The sequence below is a fragment of the Rhizobium sp. BK512 genome, assembly GCF_014194915.1.
Taxonomy (GTDB): Bacteria; Pseudomonadota; Alphaproteobacteria; order Rhizobiales; family Rhizobiaceae; genus Rhizobium.
This window is the reverse complement of the sequence record NZ_JACIAS010000013.1, coordinates 1-20,338: the sequence shown is the minus strand read 5'-3', so window position 1 is coordinate 20,338 and position 20,338 is coordinate 1. Positions and strand designations below refer to the sequence as shown.

The window sequence follows — 20,338 nt, the reverse complement described above, 5'->3', positions numbered from 1 at the left end:
CTCATTCTGGAGGAGGCGGCGATGACATCACCTGAGACGTCCACATCCCAATCTATGACAAGCGCAGAGGACCTGCGCAAACGTGCTCTGGAACTCCAGCTTCTGGAAATGGAGCGCAACGAAAAGATCAAATCACGTGAAGCAAAGAAACATGCCGATTTCGTAGAGGATTTCTTCCGCAAACAGATCGGAGAAACGGAACGCGCCGTCATTAAACGGCTGGTGATGAAAGCGGCGGCGGACGGCAAGTACGAGGCCCTGATATACAGTTTTCCATCTACATTCTGCAGTGATAGCGGCCGCGCCATTAATAACAACCTGCCCGGCTGGCAGAAGACGCTGCAGGGCAAAGCAAAAGAACTTCTCGAACTGTTCGAGGAGGTCGCCAAGCCGCAGGGTTATGGCCTCAAGGCGATGATCATCAATTTTCCCGACGGCATGCCCGGAGATGTGGGTTTCTTTCTCACTTGGGAACCGCCTCTCGACTGACCCATAACAGCAGGCATGAGCGAAGGAATATCGGATTGAAAGCGACCGAGATCGAGCGAAAGTTCCTGGTCCGCAACGATAGCTGGCGCGCTTTCGCCGGCGCCCCGCATCTGCTGCAGCAGGCCTACCTTTGCCGGCGCGATCAAAACCCTGTCCGTGTCCGCCTGATCGATGGCTGCTCTGCACGTCTAACGATCAAATTTCGCACGCCGGGCCTTGCCCGAGAGGAATATGAGTATGAGATTCCGGTCGATGAGGCCCGGGATCTCCTGCTCCATGCGGGAGGCCGCGTCATCGAAAAGACCCGCTACCGTGTTCTCCATGATGGCAAGAGCTGGGATGTGGATGTCTTTGCCGGCGCATATGAGGGACTGACGCTCGCCGAGATCGAAATGGCGAGCGAGGATGAGCAACCGAACCTGCCGCAATGGCTGGGTCGCGAGGTCACGGGCAGGAAGCGATACTCCAACCGCGCTATGGCAGCTGCCTTGCGCTTTTCGCCGGCAGCGTCGAACGCCGCCGGCTGAACTTCTATTCGCTTACCACGGTCCAGCTGGCGTCCGGGTTGAAATCCTTGATCGCTGCTGCGCGCTCTTCCGTTTTGGGGCCCAGATCACGCTGGTAGATGATGTTGGCGCCATTGATCACGAATGTCTGCACGCCTGTGACCCTGTATTTGACCGGCCAGGCAATCAGTGCAAAGCCGCCGGTCATATAACCGTTGATGATGTAGCTTTGCTTGCCCCCGAGCACGTTGTCACCCTGAGACGTCAGAATGCGGTAGCGATAGCCGAAATAGCCCTCCCCGCGCTTGGCGGCACCGAAAGCGGCGGTCTCGACGAGCGCGCTTGCCGGACTTTCCTCGGGATAGACGTTCGGATCCCAGTACAGGCCGTCAAGCTTGCCGGGACTGCTGATCAATTTCTTCGCGAATTCATAAATGCCATCGCCATCGCGGTCCTCGGACGCATATTGGTATTGGGCCGCGACATATTCGTGCATCGTGTCGATGGTGGCGAGTTCGTTTTCACCGATACGACGATTGGTAATCTCTTCGAGGCCGCGTTCGGTGTCAAAGGACCATTTGCCGTCCTTGTCTTCGGTCACCGGAAACGGCAGCGGCCAGAGCCGATCGCCGATCGCAACAATCTTTTTGCCGTCGAAATCCCGCAGGATCGCCTGCCGTTCCGCGCCCTCGCGGATCAATCCGTAAGCGATCACCGCCTCGTTGCTGGAACGCAGCTTGTCCGCCTTTAGGCCAAGCAGAGCTGCGAGATCTTCGATATTGCCGGAACCGAGCACCGATTTCAGTTTGTCGAGCGCAAGCTCCGGCGTGTCGAATTTCGGTGAGGGGGTTGCCGCCACATATCCGGCGAGATCTGTCTGTACTTGCGAAAGCGCCGGCGCAGCCGGCATTGCGCAAAGCGCCGCCGCGAACATGAGCGGAATTACGGTCGATTGGCGTCTCATGATGTAACTCCCTGAGCTGAAAAAAGGTCTCACCGCCGTCTGCCGCCACCACCACCGCCACGCCCGCCGCCGCCCTGCGGGCGAGGCCGATGCTGTGCGGGGCGAGCGGACTGACGATGGGCGCCCATGCTCTGCGATCCTCGTTTCGAGGCGACAGCTTCGCGCCGGCCGGACTGGACATTCCCAAGTGCGCTCGGTTGACGCCCCCTATTGTCGGGCCTGGCGGCCATCTGCGGTTTATTGGGCCTGTTGGCGGATCTCTGCGCGGGTTTGGACGGGCGATTGGCCGCCTTCTGAGGACGTGCCTCCGGCCGGCCAGTTGCAGGCCGATTTCCTGCCGTTGGTCGATTTCCTGCTGATGGGCGATCCCCTGCCGATGGCCGGTTTCCTGCCGCTGGGCGGTTTCCTGCCGCTGGGCGATCCTTCAGGCCCTGTGCCGTGCTCTTGCGGATATCGTCCGCACGCACTGAATTGGCGCGATTACCGGGCCTCTGGGCAGCCTGAATATCGTTTGCCCTGTTGCGCAGCTGGTTGCGATTGTCAGCCTGCAGGCCGGACTTGATCGCCGAGCGGTCCAGCTTCGAAAGCTGGTCCTTGCCGATGCTCAATTTGCTGCGGTCGACGTTGCTCCAGTCGACATCATTCCACTTGAGCTTTCCATTGAAGTTGCGGTCGTTCAGGCAGTTGTTACAGTCGATATCGATATCGCCACCCCAGCGACCGCCCCAGACACCCCAGTCATCCCAGTTGACGACAGCCGCCCAGGCGAGGCCGGTCACCGCGCCAGCAAAGAACGCGGCCCCAGGGTAATAATAGTTGTCGTAATAATTGGGATAATAGGAGATCGGCGCCGAGGTATAACCCGGTTCGTAGAGCATTTCCGGCGGATATTGCGGGATATAGATCTTTTCCGGATCCGTCGGCCGGATGATGATATTGTCGTTTTCGGTTACGACCGTCACCTTGTCATCCGTCTTGATGATGTTCTTTTCAACCGCCTCATCGCGAAGCTGCTGGATGGCAATCAGGACGTCCTTCTGCTGATTGGTGAGCGCATCGGCGAGCGATTGGGTCCAGTCGAGATCCTCGCTCATCATCTTGACGACGTCAGGGTAATTGAGCAGGGAAACGACGCTGCCGTCCCAATCACTCTTGGGCTTGAGATCGGAATTCTTCTTTTTTGCTTCCAGGAAGCGCTGCGCCTCGATGATCTGGAGAGGAAAGAGTGAGGCGGCGGAAATTGCTGCGACCAGTTCATCCGGATAGAGAGCGATCCGCGCCACAAGCACTTCGAGCTCGTCCTCCGACAGAAGCGTGGCCGCCGGTTGCTCGGCAGCCGCCTGCGCGGGCGCCGCCGCAGCAGGAGCCGGGGCTTGCGTCTGGGCTCGTGCCGGTAACGTCGGCTGCAGCGCAATGATTGCCAACGCCGATAACCCACCAAGCAGTTTGTGGGACAATGCTTTCATCACGCACGTACCTCCCTTGGACAATTGAATGACAGATACGCTTACGGAAATTTCGGGCCGGTCTGCGGGGACCGCCTGAGCATTACGATTTTCGATTGGGCGATCGCCTCCCCCATCTCTTTCAACAGGGCATCGACGAGACCCGCATATTCCAGTCGCCGCGCCTCCCGAACTGCCTCCGGTAGCCTCTCGACATGCGCCAGAGCCTGCGCCGCAGCGGTGAGATCCTCACACATGCTGTGAAATGGCTCATTGATATAGAAAAGTCGCTGCACCAGCCGCTTCTGGTCGGGAAAATAAGTCTCAGCCGTCTCGAGGGCGGACAAATATGTCGAACCTTGTTCTCCCGACACCATCCCCGCCCCCGCCATCAAACTGCGCTAAGCAGATGAGGAAACTATATAACAGGGCGATCGGCAGCAGACGTAAAATACACGATCCTACGTTAGCCGGCTTTTGAAAAACCGCGGCAGTCCCGAGTGGCAATGCCGGCATGACCGCTGTTGCTCTGATCCCGCCCTTTTGCTTTCACATGGAGATCGTCCCCACAAACGGCAGAGTTTCCAATGCTTCAATAGAGCTTACGCGATGCTACGGGCCTCAGCATGAAAACAGGCCTAATATTCTGCCCTCGACAGCGATCAAACGGCTCGGCAAGGCCAGCCCGAAGGGAGCGACCGTGTTTCTCGACTATTTTGCCTTGGGCGTCCTGGTCTTTGTCTTCGTCACCCTTTTCTACGCGGTGATCGCAATCCACGACATTCCTCACCTCATGGCCAAAGCGCGCAATCATCCGCATCAGGACGCCATCCATGTCGCCGGATGGGTCAGCCTCTTCACCCTCCATGCAATCTGGCCGTTCCTGTTCATCTGGGCCACCCTCTACCGCGAGGATCGCGGCTGGGGCATACGCACGGATGGGAAGCTGTCGGCGGAAGCCGAAGCGAATGCTGAGATTGCCCGCCTTCACGCACGGATCGCCGACCTCGAAGCGCATACGCCGGAGAGGGAGAACGCCTGATGGAACTACTCCTCATCCTGACTTATGCCGCGATCTGCTGGACGATCTTCAAGCTATTCAGGATCCCGGTAAATCAGTGGTCACTCGCAACCGCCGTCCTTGGCGGGATATTCATCATCTCGGGCCTTGTGCTTCTGATGAGCTACAATCATCCCTATTCGAGCGATGGGCGCATCTATTTCACGTCGGCTCCGGTCATCCCCGTCGTGGGAGGCCAGGTCGTCGACGTTCCGGTCACTGCGAACGCGCCGCTAAAGAAAGGCGACATCCTTTTCCGCATCGACCCCCGGCCATATCAGTTTGCAGTCGACCAAAAGACGGCAGCGCTTGCTGAAGCCAAGCAATCCGTCCTGCAACTGAAAGCCGCTCTCGACGCCGCCAATGCGGCAGTCACGGGGGCCGAAGCCTCGCGGGACAGATCCTTGCAGGCCTTTGAAAAGTTCCAGGCGTCGAACGAGAATTCGAAATCGAGTGGCCGAGGCGCCGTCTATTCTGAACTCGAGGTCGAGAACCGGCGCGGCATCTATCTTACCGCGGAGGCAGCGGTCGATACGGCACGTGCGCAAGCGACACAAGCAAAGCTTGCTTATGAATCCGAGATCAACGGCACGAACCCGACGGTCGCGAGGCTGCAGGCCGAGTTGAACAACGCCGAATACGAACTCGACCAGACGACCGTACGAGCGCCGTCTGACGGGTATGTTACGCAGGTCTTCCTGCGCCCAGGCATGATGGCCAATCCCCTGCCCCTACGCCCGGTCATGGTCTTTATCAACAGTGAGGACCGCATGCTGGCGGCAGCCTTCATCCAGAACTCGCTGCAACGTGTCCGCGTCGGTGATGATGCCGAGGTCTCCTTCAAGGCTGTGCCCGGCAAAATATTCAAGGCACGGGTGGCGGAGGTCATCGATGTGATGGCCCAGGGCCAATTGCAACCGAGCGGTGCGCTGATCGACCCGCAATCGCCCGAACGAACATCGCCCGGTCAGACCTTGGCCCGCATCGAGCTGCTCGAGAACACCGATCAGTATCAACTGCCCGGCGGCGTTGTCGCTGAGGTCGCGGTCTACACACATTATTGGCATCACGTCGCCCTCCTCCGCAAAGTGCTGCTGCGCATGAGCAGCTGGATGAACTACGTGTTCCTCGAACATTGAAGCAAAGGGTGGCGCCGACCCGGCGGTGCAAGCAAAAGCAAGGCACCGCGGGAGTAACGGCGACAGGATAAGGAGCCGGAATTGATAGGCAGTCTTCCTATGTTGCGGGGCCTGGCCGGTTTCAACAAGGCCTGGTTCCGGAGTGATATCCCGGCCGGGCTGTCGATCGCCGCCGTCGGCCTGCCGAGCGCTATCGCCTATCCCGCCATCGCAGGATTGCCGCCGGAGACAGGCATCTATGCAAGTATTGTCGCGCCGGTCGCCTATGCGATATTCGGGCCCTCCCGGCTCCTGATCGTCGGGCCCGATGCTGCGACGATGACCGTGCTGGCAGCGGCGATGGGCACCATCATTGCTGCCGCACCGGCGGGAGGCGATGTCGATCGGGTTGCGGTTGCTTCGGCGCTTGCGTTGGGGGTCGGCATTTGCTGCTTAGCAGCAAAATTGCTGCGGCTCGGCGTTCTCGCGAGCTTCCTGTCCCGCCCCATCCTGGTCGGGTTCTTTGCCGGCGTCTCCCTCTCCATCCTGATCGGACAGATCGGTCGGTTTACAGGCGTAAAAATCGAATCCGACGGGTTGGTCTCGCCGCTCGTCGAGATCTTTGCCAAGAGCAGCCTGATTCACTGGCCTTCGCTTATCCTCGGCACCGCCATGTTCGCGTTGCTCTGGACCGTCCGTGGCTTCAATCTGAAAATCCCCGGTCCCGTCCTGGTCGTCGTTATCTCAGTCATCCTCTCGGCGCTCTTCGATTTTCGTGGTCGGGGTATTGCCGTCGTCGGCGACCTGCCAAGCGGGTTGCCGAGTTTTTCCCTGCCGGCTTTCTATCAGATGCCTCTCGACAAACTCATGATCGGCTCGGTCACGATCTTCCTCGTCAGCTTCGGCGCCGGTATCGTGACGGCGCGCAGCTTCGGATCGCGGACCGGCGAAGAGGTCGATGCCAATCAGGAGCTGATCGGGCTTGGTGCTGCCAATATCGCCCCGGGCCTTTTCGGCTCGTTTCCGATCAGCGCATCGGATTCCCGCACCGCCATAAACCTGTCGACGGGCGGCGTTTCGCAGCTCGCCGGGCTCGTTTCGGCGGCGACGCTGGTCGCCGCACTGGTTTTCCTGCATGGCGCGTTGCGGATTCTTCCGATCCCTGCACTTGCGGCCATTCTCGTGGCAGCGGCCATCAGCCTGATCGATATTCGCGAGCTCAAGAAAATCTGGCGCATTAGCCGCATGGAGTTCGTCTTTGCGCTGATCGCCATGTGGGGAGCCATCAGTTTCGGCGTCCTCAACGGCGTGATCGTCGCCGTCGGCGCGACCTTCGTCTATCTGCTGCGCCAGACCATGTTTCCGCGCGACGGCCTGCTTGGCCGCATCGAAGGCCGGCATGGCTTCTTTGACCTTCAGCGCTACCCGGAGGCGCGCCCCGTTCCGGGCGCCGCCGTCTTCGCGGTTCAGGGCAGTATCCTGTTTTACAACGCCGACTATGTGCGCATCCGGCTGATGTCGGTCGCAAAGGAACTTCCCGCCGACACCAAATGCCTGGTGCTCGATGCCAGCGCCATCACGCAAATCGACAGCACCGGCGCCACCGCACTCGAGGCCGTGGCGGAATTGCTTGTGAAGCGAAACATCATCTTTGCGTTCGCCGATCTCAGCGATGAAAGCCGCGCCATTCTCGAGCGGGCCGGGATCATCAAGACAGTCGGCGCCGAGAATATTTTCAATGGCAGAGAAGAGGCGCTGCGAACGCTGATCGGCGATATCGACCAGATCGGCAATGCCGCACCGGCAAGTACTGCCCCGTGATGATAGAAGGAGGGAGAGACATGGACGAGAATTACGAGCCGCAACTCGCCGATGGCGAGGAGCCCCGCACCGGCAAGGGCAAGAAGAAAAAGAAGTCATGGGATTACGAGAAGGAGATCAGCCGCCTGCAGGTGGAATTGGCCCATCTGCAAGCCTGGGTCAAAAAATCCGGCGCACGGATCGTCATCGTCTTCGAAGGACGTGATGCTGCCGGCAAGGGCGGGATGATCAAGCGCATAACGGAAAGGGTCAGCCCGCGCGTCTTCCGGGTGATCGCCCTGCCCGCGCCGACCGACCGCGAGAAATCGCAGATCTACATGCAGCGCTACATCGCCCATCTGCCGGCCGCCGGCGAAATCGTGATCTTCGATCGCAGCTGGTATAACCGTGCGGGAGTCGATCGGGTCATGGGCTTCGCCAGCGACAAGAAGGCACAGCGCTTCCTTGAGCTCGCACCGCGTTTCGAGGCCGCCATCGTCGAAAGCGGCGTCATCCTGCTCAAATATTTCCTGACGGTCAGCGAAGAAGAGCAGGAACGGCGTTTCAGACGCCGGATCGACGATCCTCTGCGGCAATGGAAACTCAGCCCCATGGATGTCGAATCCTACCAACGCTGGTGGGACTATACGCGCGTCTATGACGAGATGCTGCGGATGACCGACAGCAATCACGCGCCGTGGTGGATCGTGCCTTCGGATGACAAGAAGCGGGCGCGGGTCAACTGCATCTCGCACATTCTGCAATCGATCCCTTATGAGCGTGTGAAATTCGAGGCGCCGGATCTTGGGAAGCGCCAAAAGCGCCCGTCGGCCTATGTCGAGGATCGCGCAATCCGGCATGTGGTGCCCGACACAACGTCATGACGATGGGTCCGGCTCGACATGCCGGGGATGGATGTAGCCATGGAGCAGGTCAATGATACGGCCCCGCAACCGAGCGGTGCGGGGCAATTTTCGATCGAGGCGCGCGTCAGCGATCTCGTTCGATTGGGCATTATAGGGCTTTTTGCCTATTGGACACTGGAGCTTATCGCTCCCTTCGCGCTGATTGTCATCTGGTCGGCTATCCTTGCGGTGGCGCTGTTTCCGATGTTCGATGCTCTCTCGCGGCTGATCGGCAACAGGCCGGTGATCGCCTCGATCGTCATCGTCGTCAGTTGCCTCGTCCTGATCATTGCCCCGCTTGCCCTCGTCGCCGTCAATTTCGCCGACACTGTGCAGGCGTTGATCGGCAAGTTGCGGACGGAAGACTTCTCCTTGCCTGCCGCCCCGGCTGCCATCAAGGAATGGCCCGTCATCGGCGAGCGCATCTATAATACATGGAACCAGATTGCCGGCGACCTGGCTTCTACCATCATCAAGTTTCAAGCGCCTATCCGCGAAGTGATGGGCGTCATCGTGGCAAAGCTCGCTTCGGTCGGCGGCGGTGTCTTGAGTTTCGTTGCCTCGATCCTGCTTTCCGGCCTGTTTCTGACGCGGGCCACGCCACTTGCTGCGGCAGTGCAGCTGCTGGCAAACCGGATCGGCGGCGAAAAAGGCGTCGGCTTTGCCCGGCTTGCCGGAAGTACGGTGCGGAATGTCTCGCGCGGCGTCATTGGCGTCGCCTTCCTGCAGACGCTGCTTTGCGGTTTGTGCTTTGCCTTTTTCGACATCCCCGCACGCGGTGCGCTGACCTTTGCCGTCTTCATGCTCTGCGTGATGCAATTGGGTCCTGGGCTGGTGCTTCTGCCCATGATCGTTTGGGCCTGGTTTTCCTGGTCCTATGGCACCGCACTTATCTTTACCTGCCTGGCGATACCGATCACGGTGGTCGACAATGTCCTGAAGCCCATATTGATGTCGCGCGGTCTCTCGACCCCGATGCTCGTGATCCTAATCGGGGTCATCGGCGGTACGCTATCACACGGGCTTCTCGGGTTGTTCCTGGGGCCCGTAGTCCTCAGCGTCTTTTACGAATTGCTGCGAGCCTGGGCCTGGCCAGCGGCAGCGTCAACCGGATCCGAGCATGAACTCGCTGCCGGCTTCGACGGGCAGGTTCAGCGGTCGGTGCAGTAGACGAGAACCTCCTGCTCTATTTCAAGGCAGAGCTGCTCATATTCCGTAATCAGCCTGTCTTCACGCGGGCGCTGATTGCGGAACCGATCCAGTGCATCGACGGCAAGATCGTAGGCTTCAAACATTTCACCAAGTGTCTCGCTGGCGATGCCAGAAAGACGATGACGAATATCAGGCAGTCGGAGCATCAATTTCCTTCGTCCACGCTCTCGGCTCATCAGGCAGCTCCGTATATTTGCGCACCCCCGCAAATCGTACGAACTCAGGGGAACGCCGGCCGTTCCCGATTGGTTACCGAAAATTTATTCGTAAGAATGGTTCCGTTGGATCACATTACAAGAGATCGAATTGCGCTTTGCACAGTGCGGCATAAACGAAGAGGGCATCAGGGCTCCCAATCGTCAGCGTTCAAGGCCTTTACAGTGACTGCGGCGACAATGCCGGTCAGCACAATTCCTGCGAAGCCGATGACCAACGACAATATCCGCGCCGAAACATGTTTGGGAGTAAAATCGCCGTAGCCGATGGTCAGGCCCGTCACGAACGTGAAATAGAGAGCCTCATCGAGGCGCCAGTCTTCGATGCGCCAGATTGCAAGCCCGCATCCGATCATCACAAGGACCACCCCTGATACGATTGGCCAGATCACGCGAAGCTGCCTTACCAGTGTGGTGAAGAACAGACGCCGCATTTGTCGATGGGTCAATTCACGACCAGGTTTCATTGGCATATTTGCCTCCGCCGGCCCGCCTCACGATGTCTGATCGGGCAGAACATAAAGCGTCATGGCAAAGATCATGTAGACCATCAGCACCAGCATGCCGATGAACCATGCCGAACGCCCGCTATTGGTGACGAACATTGCCGTGATCGTGGCCAAGAAAACCATGACCACGACGCCGGGCGCAAATTGCAGATCCATCGGTGTCGGACCGATCAGATAGCTCAAGAGGACCAGCACGGGCGCGACGAAGAGCGCGATCTGCGACGCGCTTCCAAGTGCAATGCCCACACTCAGGTCGAGGCGGTTCTTGCGCGCACCGGAAAAGGCCGAAGCCATTTCGGCAGCACCGCCGACCAGCGCAACGACGATGAAGCCGACAAAGGCTTGCGTCATCCCGAAAACCTTGGCCGCTTCCTGCACGGATTCGACGAAGATCTCGCTGACGAGCGCAACCAGCACCGTGACACCGGCAAGGGTGGCGAGAGCCATGCCGATCGGCCACGGCGCCTCTTCAGCCTCATGCGCTTGCTCGGCTGCGGCAAAAGCGTCGCGATGCGTTTTGAGCGTGAACAACAGGCCCAGCCCGTATCCGACAATAAGCAGGATCGCCAGGCCCAAGCTGAGCTTCTGGATGACGGCCGTCGCCGACGCCGAATCCATCGAAGCAACCGCCGACGGCATCAGCAGTCCGATCGTGGCAAGGAAGAGCAGGCCCGACTGAACGCGGGCATTGGCGCGGTTGAACTCCTGGGTATGGTGTTTGAGGCCACCGAGCAAAAAGGAGGCCCCCAGCATGAACAGGGTATTCGCGACGATCGCACCGGCAACGGATGATTTTACGAGCGTATATTGCCCGGCACGAAGGGCCGCGAGTGCAATAACCAACTCCGTCAGGTTTCCAAGCGTCGCGTTGAGCAACCCGCCGGCAGCATCGCCTGTCTTTGCCGCTACGGATTCAGTCGCGTGACTGAGGAGACCCGCGAGCGGTATCACCGCAAACACAGAGAGGATGAACAGCAGCGTGTGCGCCTCGGGGGCAACGCTCGCAGCGACAAAGACGACCGGCACTGCGACGAGCAGCCACAGCATCGGGTTGTGACGAATTTCTTTCCAAAGGAGGCTCACCCCACCACTCCCATCCGTTTCGCTGCATCCATATTTCTTGCTGCGGCATGCAGACGGGTTGCAGGTCGACGGACCTGCTCCGGAGCGTGCCGCCTTCATTTTCGACGGCCGTATTTCCCACCGATCGCGGTGTTATTCCGGCAGCGCCGTCTGCTGGAAGAATGTCACCGTTGCTTCATCCGGTGGCCCGAACCACGTGGTGAAGAAGGTTCGGAAATCCTGCGCCGCATAGGTCTGGCTCAAGGCACGATCGACAGCGAGACGGAAGTCCTCGTCGCCGCGTGCCAATTCGAGACCGAGCGGCTCGTAGGTGAAATGGCGCTGCAGGACGATGAGATTGCCGGAATTGTCGCTGCGGGCGGCAGCATCCATGAGGACCGGCATATCACCGAAGAGCACCGCCGAACTGCCGTCCAGCACACGTTCGATACCCTGCTGATAGTTGTTGACGGGCGTTGCGGTCGCCGCGAGCTGGAAGGTCTTGATCCTGTCGGTCAGCCAGCTTTCACTTGTTGTGCCGGCGATCGAAGAGAATGTCTTGTGTTCCAGGATCGTGCGGGCCGGCGAACCGCGCCAGACGGGTCGGCTTGTCGGTTCGCCATATTGCAGCACCTCCCGCAGCGCCAGCGGAGAACTGGCGCTAAGCAATGCGCCGGTGCCGCTCGGGAAGATCGGGATCGAGAACGAGACAAGTTTGCGGCGCGTCAAGGTCACCGGCTCCGCACCGCAGACAAGATCGGCTGCACCGCTCTCGATCGCCGTGGTCTTGGCATCGCCGGACAGCGGAACCCATTCGACATCGAGCTTCGACAGGTTCAGCTGTGCTCTCAGACTGTCGGCAATCTTGTTGCAAAGAGCGACGGCATAACCATCCGGCCTGCCCTGCTCCGAATTGAAGGAAAAGGGCCTGGCATCCGGATCGTAGCCGAGCTTGAGCGCGGTGCTCGTCTTGACGCGATCGAGCGTCTGGGCTTGCGCGGGCGCGATGAGCGCCGATGCCGCCATTGTAGCGAGGACGGAGGCGGCGATCACCCCCCGGTGACCATTTCTCTTTGACATGATTGGTCCTCCCTCTGTTATTCGGCCGGAGCCCGGTTCGCGCCGCCGGAAAAACGCGGGGCGATCAGGCCGTAGATGATGAAACCGATGCCTGTGACGATCATGCCGCCGAGCACTGCATCCTTGCCGGAGGCGTAGATGGCGAAGACGCTATAGGCCATGCCGATAAGCGCGATCGTGGCATTCAGCTTGTATTTCGCCGGCGGCACGCGGGCGGCCTTCATCATGACGAACAGCGCAGACAGCGAGATGATGTAAGGCAGCACATTGGTGACGACAGCGAGATTGACCAGCGCGGAGAACTGTTCGCTCAGAGTCGGCGATATGGTCATCAGGGCAAGGCAGGTCTGCACGATGCCGAGAATGATCATCCCCCGCACCGGTGCACCCATCTCATTGACCCGCGAGAATATGGACGGGAACATCCGCTCGTCGGCGGCGGTCTTCGCCGTCTGGGCAATCGTGAACTGCCAGCCGAGCAGCGAGCCGAGGCAGGCGAGCACGGCCAGCGCCATGATGATCGAACCAACAGTCGGGTTGAACATGGTGGCGTAGGCGAGCGCGAACGGTCCGGTGGAGGTCGCGAGATCCGCATTCGGCACGATGCCCTGAATGACCGTCGTCGACAGGATGTAGATGACGGCTGCACCGAGCGTCCCGAACATGCAGGCGAGTGGCACATCGCGCTTGGGATTTTCGACTGCATCGGAATTCTGTGCGGCCGATTCCATGCCGAGGAAGGCCCAGAGGGTCAACGAGATGCTCGATCCCATCCCTTGCGCAAGCGATAGTCCTTTCGGGTTCCAGGCGGCCGCGAACGTGCTGGAGCTGAACCACAGCCAGCCGATAATCGACAGCAATCCGACGGGAAGGATGACGCCCCAGACCGTGATCGACCCGATGCGGCCGGTGATGCGCGGTCCGCCGAAATTGGCGGCCGTGGTCAGCCACAGAAGGACGATCAGCGCCAGGCAGGTCATGATGGGGGTCGAGGTCAGAGCCGGAAAGAACCCGGCGAGATAACCAACAGCCGAAATGCCGATCGCCACGTTGCCGACGGCAAGCGACAGGAAATACAGGAAGAACACCATGAAATAGCCATCCTTCCCATAGGCATCTTCCGCATAGGCGGACATGCCGCCCGGGCGCTGGTTGAACAGCCCGGCCTGGGCAAAGCCATAGGCGATCGCCATCGAGCCGACGGCGGTCACGAGCCAGGACAGCAGCGAGATCGCACCGACCTGGGCCATGTTGGCGGGAAGCATGATGATGCCCGAGCCCATCATGTTGACGGCGACGATGAAGGTGAGCTGCACAAGGTTCATCTTCTTCTTGGCCGTGGTCTCGGCCGCGAGATGCATCGTGTTATCGGTCATGACGAAATCCTCCCTACCCCCTACTCGCGCACGACATATGTGTGGAATTTGATCCGCCCATCGATCCGCTCCTGGAACACGCCCTGGACCTCGTAGTTGAAGCCCGGGAAGCGATTGAAGGATTCCTCGAAGGCCAGGAAATAGTCGCGCATCGGCCGCGCCCGATCGTCCCAGCGCTCGCCGGGCACGATCACGCCGATACCGGGCGGATAGATCAGCGCCAGCGTCGCGGAGATCCGGCCGGCGGCTTCCGTCAGCGGTACGTAATCGACATTGTTGGCGACCAGCGCTTCATAGGCTTGCTTGGGCGCAATTGCGGGCTCCGGGAAGCTCTCGGAACGGAAGCACAGACGCTGCAGTTCCTTGACGCCGGCCTCGCGGTAGAAGGAATGCATCTCCCGGCAAACCTGGCGAACGGTATAGCCGGCATAGCGCTCGCGATTGGCCGCGTACACGGTCGGCAGCACCTCCTGCAGCGGCGCGTCGCGGTCCCAGAGGTTCTTGAACTTGACGAGCTTGGCAACGAGCGTGTTCAGCTTGCTTTCGTCTTCGGCAGGCGTCAGCAGGAAGAGCAGGCTGTTCAGATCGCATTTTTCCGGCACCACCCTCTGCTCGCGCAGATAATTGGCAACGACAGTCGCCGGGATGCCGAATTCGCGATATTCGCCGGTCTTCCGGTCAATACCAGGCGTGAGTATTGCGAGCTTGTTCGGATCGACCATGGTATAGCCCGGCGCATAGCCCGAATAACCATGCCACTTCGCCTGCGGATCGAACCGCCAGCATTGCTGCTCGCGTTTGAGCACATCGGTCGGAATATCTTCCCATCTGGTATCGGCGATGTCGCCGGTGTGCTTCGAGCCTGAAACCGAGACCTTGTCCGGGACGAAAGGATCGAAAAACCATTGTTCTTCGGGGCTTGCCGCCTTCCTCTCGTAGTGATTGACGAAGCCGCGCAGCTTCTTGCGCACCTCGATGCCGAGTTCGATGCAGCGGTCCCACAGCATCTCGCCGGCCTTGCCCTCATGGACCTTGGCGTTGACATCGAGCGAGGCGAAAAGCGGATAGAAGGGTGAGGTCGAAACATGCATCAGCAGCGATTCATTGAAGCGCTTGTGTTCGACGAAGCGGCGCTGGCCGCTGATATGTTCGTCCCGCTTGTGGATCTGTGACGCCTGCGAGAAGCCGGCACCCTGTTTGTGGACCGACTGGGTGGAAAACAGACCCGGCATGTCGGCCCCGAGGTCCTTGAGGCGCATCGGGCTATGGCCATCAAAGAGCGGATGGAAGGCGTTGTAGCCAATCCAGGCTTCGTCCCAGAGCACGTAATCGCAGAGATGGCCGATCTTCTCCATGACCTGCTGGACATTGTAGATCGTGCCGTCATAGGTCGCGAGCTGGATACAGGCGAGACGGAAAGGCCTCTCACCCTTCGCCCGGCTCTTGTCGGTGACCAGCGGGTGCTCCTCGATCTTCTGCCGCAGCCAGCCCTCGTCCCAGGCCGCCCAATCGACAGCACCGATCATGCCGAAGGAATTGCGGGCGGTCGGCAGATAGATCGGAATAGCACCGGCCTGCACGAGAGCGCCCTGATGCAGGGACTTGTGATTGTTGCGGTCGAAGAGCACGAGATCGCCGCTGCGTAATACGGCATTGGCAACTACCTTGTTGGAGGTGCTCGTGCCGTTGAGAATGAAATAAGTGCGGTCGGCGCCAAAGATGCGCGCCGCCTGTTTCTGGGCTTCGACGGCAGGGCCTTCATGGATCAGCAGGTCGCCGAGATCGACGTCTGCGTTGCAGAGGTCGTTTCGAAAAATGCTCTCGCCGAAATATTTGAAGAAAAGCTGCCCAGCCGGCGATTTCCGATAGAACTGGCCGCCCTGATGCCCCGGGCAATCGAAGGCGATATTGGCCTCGCCGTCATAGGCCATCATGCCGCCGAAGAAGGGCGGCAGCAGCGACTTGCCGTAATTGACCGCGCTGGAGACGATCTGCTTGGCATAGAAGGTCGGTGTCTGCTGGCCGAGATAGACGAAACCATCCACCTCACCGGCCATTTCCACGACATCCATGTCGGCAATCGTCAGCGTATCGGCCATCGCCCAGATCGGCGTGCGAAAACCGATCTCCCTGACGGAACGAAGGAAGCTGCGCGCCGCCAGCAGCTTGCCGCCCTCGACCGAGCCGATATAGGCGCCGACATCAGCATCCTCGGAGACATCGGCGGAATAGTCGTCGCGCAACTCCACCTCGAATCCGTCAGCGGTGATCTGCGACACCAGCGCCTGTGCCTGAGAATTGTCGCGGTCGATGATCGCCACGATCTTCAGCATCTTGTGGAAGGGTATGGCGACCGTCGGAGACTTCACATCACGCGGGATCATTCCTGGCCCTCCCCTGCAATGCAATCGACAAGGTAGCGACGTCCGCCATCACCGGGCGCGAAGCGAAGGCCGTGAATATCGGTTTCGAAACCTGGGAACTTGCTGTCGAAGTCACGGGCGTAGAGCAGGTAATCCTGGATCGATTTGGTCGACTGGGTGATCCGCTCGCCCGGCATGATCAAGGGAATTCCCGGTGGATAGGGAACGATCATCACCGCGAGGATGCGGTTCATGAGATTGTCGATCTCTACGCTCTCGATCTTGCCCTTGACCAGCCGGTCGTAGGCATCGGCGGGACGCAGGGCCATTTCCGGCAGGACCGTGTACATCTCGCGCTGCGCCTTCGGAACATCGTCCTTGCGATAGATTGCGTGGATCTGCTCGCAGAGATCTTTCAGGCCCATGCCGGCATAGGCCTCCGGATGAGCTGCGGCGAGCGCCGGCAGCGCCCGGGTCAATGGCGCATTGGCATCATAAAGATCCTTGAAATTGAGGAGTTCCGTGACGAGCGTGCTCCACTTGCCGCGGGTGATGCCCATCGAGAAAAGGACGAGGAACGAGTAGAGACCGGTCTTTTCGATCTCAATGCGCCGCGACGACAGGAACTTGGTGATGACGGCAGCCGGTATCCCGTGCTCGTCCATCACTCCGCTCGCCGACAGGCCCGGCGACAGGATGGTGACCTTGATCGGGTCGACCATGACGTGGTTTTCGGCAAGGCCGGCAAAACCATGCCAGGCGTCATCGGGCTTCAGCACCCAGTCGGCATGGGTGTCACTCGGCGTCTGTTCGGCAACCGTCGGCTCCCAGACGTCGAACCACCAGCTTCCGTCACTCTGTTTCCTGACGGCATTCATCGCCCGTCGGAAGCTGATCGCCTCGTCGACCGTTTCCTGCACCAGCGCGCGACCCGCCGGCTGCTCCATCATCGCAGCCGCGACATCGCAGGAGGCGATGATACCATATTGCGGCGAGGTGGATGTGTGCATCATGAAGGCTTCGTTGAAGCGCGTGACATCGAGGCGCTTGTTCTCGGCATGCTGGATATGGATCATCGATGCTTGCGAAAGTGCAGCCAGCAGCTTGTGCGTCGAGTGCGTGGCGAAGGTAATGGCGTTCTGCGACCGCGCGGGCTGGTTCGACGAGATGCCGTGGAAGCCGTCGTAGAACTCGTGGAAATTCGCGTAGGCGTACCAGGCCTCGTCGAAATGCAGCACCTCGACTGCATCTCCCAGTGACGCCTTGATGGCATCGACATTGTAGCAGAGCCCGTCATAGGTCGAATTGGTGATGACCATCAGCCGGACCTTGCCGCTGGTCTGCCCCGCAAAGGGGCTGGCGGCAATCTTGCCGGCGATCGATTCCGGCGTGAACTGATCCTTCGAGATCGGGCCGATAATGCCGAGCCCATTGCGGGACGGCGTCAGATAGATGGGTGTCGCGCCCGTCATGATGAGCGAGTGCAGGATCGACTTGTGGCAGTTTCGGTCGCAGAGCACGAGATCGCCGCGCCCGACCATGCCGTGCCAGACGATCTTGTTGGCGGTCGACGTGCCGCCGACGACGAAAAGGGTCTCATCCGTGCCGAAGATGCGCGCCGCATTGCGCTCGCCCTCGGCGATCGGCCCGACATGATCGAGAAGCGAACCGACGCTGCCGACCGATACCGAAATATCCGATCGCAGCGTGTTTTCGCCGAAGAACGTATAGAAGAGTTGACCGACGGGGCTCTTGCGGAAGGCGACGCCGCCGCCATGGCCCGGTGTGTGCCAGGAATAGGCACCCTCCAGCGTATAATCCATCAGCGCCTTGAACATCGGCGGCGGCAGCCGGTCGAGATAGTTGCGGGCGGCCTGCGCGATGGCGCGGGCCATGAATTCCGCTGAATCTTCGAACAGCCGGAAGAAGGCATTGGCGTGCCGCAACACTGCGGCAGGTACATCTTCCGCGGTCGTGTCGTCGCCGAAGAGGAAGATCGGCAGACGGTCGTTTCTCTGTCGCTTTGCGGCGAGAACCTCGCCCAGCACTTGCCAGCGTGTCGCCTTGTCCTCCGTGCCGTCGACGGAGACCAGCCAGCAGGATTCGGTGTTGAAGACATGGACCAGACGACGGGCGTCTTCGTAGGAAACGCCGGAGACGATCCGGAATCCTTCCTTCTCGATGGCGGCGGCCAGATCGCGCATGCCGCGCCCGGCAGCACTCTTGCCATCAAAATCCTCGTCGATAACAGCGATAGGAAATGCCGTCTGGAATTCCATGCGTTCCTCCAGAAACCGAGGGGTCAAACGCTGCGGCCGCCATGCAGCCGCCTGCATCTCAGGTTGAAGGATGGTACATGACGGGTAGTGCAGCGTCGTTGATTGCAATCAACGTGACGGGAAGCATTTCGCGGCGAAGGGGGAAGCCTCGTGCCGGGCCTATTCCGCCCATTCGTGATCGGCGGTGAAGGCTATCGTCAGCCAGCGATTGGCGCTTTCATCACCGATCGCATTGCCGATCTCGTCGCGCAGCGCGTCCCACTCCTCAATAGTTTTCGCGGGAAGCCCTTCGGGCACGATGAAGTAGAGTTCGATCTGCTTGGCGCGGCCGACCTGGGCGACATAGGCGCGGTGCGAGACGAAGCCGAGGCGGCGCACCGTGTCGGATGCGATGCGATCCACGTGCTCTTGCAGATCGACAGGGGCGATCAGCAGGATTTCGCTCAGCGCTTTCCAGATCGTGCCGATCGGGAGTGGGATCATGACAAGACAGACGAGGATCAGGACCGCAGGGTCCATATAGCTGGCGACCCAGGCAACAGGTGTCGCCTGGACGGCCATGCCGATGAGAAATGCGATAAGCAGTGCAAGCGCGATGCCGCCCGACATGATCCAGGCCTTGATGTCGAGCGAGATGAAATCGGATTTGATGCGGCGGTTGAACCGGATGCCGAGGACAGCCATGATGGCGCAGACGAGCACGGTTGCCGCGGAATAGGCGATCGCCATGCCAAAACGTAGTTCATGGCCGCCGTTCAGAATGCTGATGATCGCGCTGATCAATGCATAGACACCGACCGTCATCAGCAGGCAGCCATTGAGCATCAATACGATCGGCTCCAGATGCCAGAACCCCATGGTGAAGCGGTTTCGGATCCTGCCCGACTGGGCATCGCTCTGCGTCGACTTGATGATCAGGGTGGAAACCCAGAGTGCAAGCCCGGTCATCGCCGCATCGGCCAGCGAATAGACGCCGTCGAAGGCGATGGAGAATGAGCCGGATAGAATGCCGAAGACAACTCCGAGCACTGCGACCACAACGGTGGCTGCAATCGAGATCCTGAGAACCCCCTGCTCGCCCAACATCAACGTCACCTCCAGCACTGTGATTTAGCTGCTTTACCCCGATGTTGAAGGCTAAACCAGACCGTCAGACTACGCATTGATCCGGATTGCGGGAGCCCGTTTTTGCAACGACAATCGCGGCTCGAAGGCAGTCCGAAGAGCCATCGGCTTCCGGAAGCCGGCTCACGGGAGGGATTTGATGACAACCTCGTCGAATGGCAAGAGCCTTGGACTTGGCGCCTGCACAGCCATCGTTGTTGGAAACATGGTCGGGTCCGGATTTTACCTTTCGCCGGCCGCTGTTGCGCCCTACGGCAACCTTGCGATCATCGTCTGGATCCTCATGGGTGCCGGGGCGATCTGCCTCGGCCTTACTTTCGCGCGCCTGGCGAGGCTCGTGCCCGCCGTTGGCGGTCCCTATGCCTATACGCGGCTCGGTTACGGCGATTTCGCAGGCTTCCTCATCGCCTGGGGTTATTGGATTTCCATCTGGACATCGCTGCCCGTGATCGCGATTGCCTTTACCGGCGTGATGGTCGATCTCTTCCCTGCCCTCAGTAACCGCTTCACCGCGACGGTACTGACGCTCGGCGTCATCTGGGCGATCGTGCTCGTCAATCTTCGCGGCGTCCACGCCGCTGGCCTCTTCGCGCAGGTCACGACCTATGCCAAGCTGCTCCCCTTCGGCGCCGTTGCCATTATCGGCCTTCTTTATATCGACACATCGCATTTCGCCGAATTCAACCCGAGCGGCCAGCCGCTGCTGCAGTCATTTGCAACGCTGGCGCCTCTCACTGTTGATTTGCGCTGAGAGTTGACCCGGGATTTGCACTGAGAAGTGACCCGCCTTTAGGTATTGTTCGTGTCGGTCGTTGTGGTCAAGTTCCTGC

General features: G+C 59.9%; 18 protein-coding genes and 1 pseudogene. 8 read left to right on the top strand and 11 right to left on the bottom strand.

Going from position 1 to position 20,338, the window contains the following annotated elements:
• Window positions 1-21 precede the first annotated feature (21 nt).
• A complete protein-coding gene (locus FHX06_RS32800; protein ID WP_112545379.1) occupies window positions 22-489 on the top strand; it encodes a hypothetical protein in 468 nt (155 codons plus the stop codon).
• A gap of 35 nt (window positions 490-524) precedes the next feature.
• Window positions 525-1,016, top strand: coding sequence for a CYTH domain-containing protein (locus FHX06_RS32795; RefSeq protein ID WP_113210310.1), 492 nt, complete (start codon window positions 525-527; stop codon window positions 1,014-1,016).
• 4 nt (window positions 1,017-1,020) lie between these two features.
• Here the strand turns inward: FHX06_RS32795 and FHX06_RS32790 are convergent, their stop codons facing one another.
• From FHX06_RS32790 to FHX06_RS32780, 3 genes are read right to left on the bottom strand one after another with little or no spacing between them, the layout of a single operon-like run.
• Window positions 1,021-1,959, bottom strand: coding sequence for a DUF2950 family protein (locus FHX06_RS32790; protein WP_112545377.1), 939 nt, complete (start codon window positions 1,957-1,959; stop codon window positions 1,021-1,023).
• Between the two features lie 29 nt (window positions 1,960-1,988).
• The gene (locus FHX06_RS32785) at window positions 1,989-3,425 is read right to left on the bottom strand and encodes a DUF3300 domain-containing protein (RefSeq protein WP_183882465.1); all 1,437 of its coding nucleotides are present in this window, start codon (window positions 3,423-3,425) and stop codon (window positions 1,989-1,991) included.
• Window positions 3,426-3,466: 41 nt separating this feature from the next.
• Entirely contained in the window at window positions 3,467-3,781 is a 315-nt protein-coding gene (locus tag FHX06_RS32780) for a hypothetical protein (RefSeq protein ID WP_112545494.1), read from the bottom strand.
• Between the two features lie 323 nt (window positions 3,782-4,104).
• Between FHX06_RS32780 and FHX06_RS32775 the strand changes: the two genes are divergently transcribed.
• The 5 genes from FHX06_RS32775 (at window position 4,105) to FHX06_RS32755 (ending at window position 9,457) form a co-directional block, all read left to right on the top strand.
• Window positions 4,105-4,446 carry a DUF3302 domain-containing protein gene (locus FHX06_RS32775; RefSeq protein WP_112545493.1) on the top strand — a complete coding sequence of 114 codons (342 nt, stop codon included), beginning with the start codon at window positions 4,105-4,107 and terminating at the stop codon, window positions 4,444-4,446.
• The gene (locus FHX06_RS32770; protein ID WP_112545375.1) at window positions 4,446-5,603 is read left to right on the top strand and encodes an HlyD family secretion protein; all 1,158 of its coding nucleotides are present in this window, start codon (window positions 4,446-4,448) and stop codon (window positions 5,601-5,603) included. The genes FHX06_RS32775 and FHX06_RS32770 overlap by 1 nt, the downstream gene beginning before the upstream one ends.
• Window positions 5,604-5,702: 99 nt before the next feature.
• Window positions 5,703-7,403, top strand: coding sequence for a SulP family inorganic anion transporter (locus FHX06_RS32765; protein WP_183882401.1), 1,701 nt, complete (start codon window positions 5,703-5,705; stop codon window positions 7,401-7,403).
• Window positions 7,404-7,423: 20 nt separating this feature from the next.
• A complete protein-coding gene (gene ppk2 / locus FHX06_RS32760; protein ID WP_112545373.1) occupies window positions 7,424-8,266 on the top strand; it encodes a polyphosphate kinase 2 in 843 nt (280 codons plus the stop codon).
• 39 nt (window positions 8,267-8,305) lie between these two features.
• Entirely contained in the window at window positions 8,306-9,457 is a 1,152-nt protein-coding gene (locus tag FHX06_RS32755) for an AI-2E family transporter (protein ID WP_183882398.1), read from the top strand.
• Here FHX06_RS32755 and FHX06_RS32750 read toward each other — a convergent pair.
• The 8 genes from FHX06_RS32750 to FHX06_RS32715 all read right to left on the bottom strand — a co-directional run bounded on the left by FHX06_RS32750 (window position 9,439) and on the right by FHX06_RS32715 (window position 19,469).
• Window positions 9,439-9,675, bottom strand: a complete 237-nt coding sequence (locus FHX06_RS32750) for a hypothetical protein (protein WP_112545371.1) — start codon at window positions 9,673-9,675, stop codon at window positions 9,439-9,441. The genes FHX06_RS32755 and FHX06_RS32750 overlap by 19 nt on opposite strands.
• 167 nt (window positions 9,676-9,842) lie before the next feature.
• Window positions 9,843-10,187, bottom strand: a complete 345-nt coding sequence (locus FHX06_RS32745; RefSeq protein WP_112545370.1) for a potassium channel family protein — start codon at window positions 10,185-10,187, stop codon at window positions 9,843-9,845.
• A gap of 21 nt (window positions 10,188-10,208) precedes the next feature.
• Window positions 10,209-11,306, bottom strand: a complete 1,098-nt coding sequence (cax, locus tag FHX06_RS32740; protein WP_112545369.1) for a calcium/proton exchanger — start codon at window positions 11,304-11,306, stop codon at window positions 10,209-10,211.
• A gap of 132 nt (window positions 11,307-11,438) precedes the next feature.
• Complete coding sequence (locus FHX06_RS32735; protein ID WP_183882396.1) at window positions 11,439-12,365, bottom strand: amino acid ABC transporter substrate-binding protein; 927 nt, start codon at window positions 12,363-12,365, stop codon at window positions 11,439-11,441.
• Window positions 12,366-12,382: 17 nt separating this feature from the next.
• The gene (potE, locus tag FHX06_RS32730; RefSeq protein ID WP_112545367.1) at window positions 12,383-13,741 is read right to left on the bottom strand and encodes a putrescine-ornithine antiporter; all 1,359 of its coding nucleotides are present in this window, start codon (window positions 13,739-13,741) and stop codon (window positions 12,383-12,385) included.
• Window positions 13,742-13,761: 20 nt separating this feature from the next.
• The gene (speC, locus tag FHX06_RS32725; protein ID WP_183882394.1) at window positions 13,762-16,125 is read right to left on the bottom strand and encodes an ornithine decarboxylase; all 2,364 of its coding nucleotides are present in this window, start codon (window positions 16,123-16,125) and stop codon (window positions 13,762-13,764) included.
• A complete protein-coding gene (locus FHX06_RS32720) occupies window positions 16,122-18,383 on the bottom strand; it encodes an arginine/lysine/ornithine decarboxylase (RefSeq protein ID WP_183882392.1) in 2,262 nt (753 codons plus the stop codon). Before FHX06_RS32720 ends, speC begins: the two co-directional genes overlap by 4 nt.
• A 159-nt stretch (window positions 18,384-18,542) precedes the next feature.
• Window positions 18,543-19,469 (bottom strand): cation diffusion facilitator family transporter, encoded by a 927-nt coding sequence (locus FHX06_RS32715; RefSeq protein ID WP_183882390.1) that lies wholly within the window; start codon window positions 19,467-19,469, stop codon window positions 18,543-18,545.
• Window positions 19,470-19,647: 178 nt separating this feature from the next.
• Here FHX06_RS32715 and FHX06_RS32710 point away from each other — a divergent pair.
• Window positions 19,648-20,247: pseudogene (locus tag FHX06_RS32710) on the top strand (amino acid permease); the annotation flags it as partial.
• Window positions 20,248-20,338: the final 91 nt, after the last annotated feature.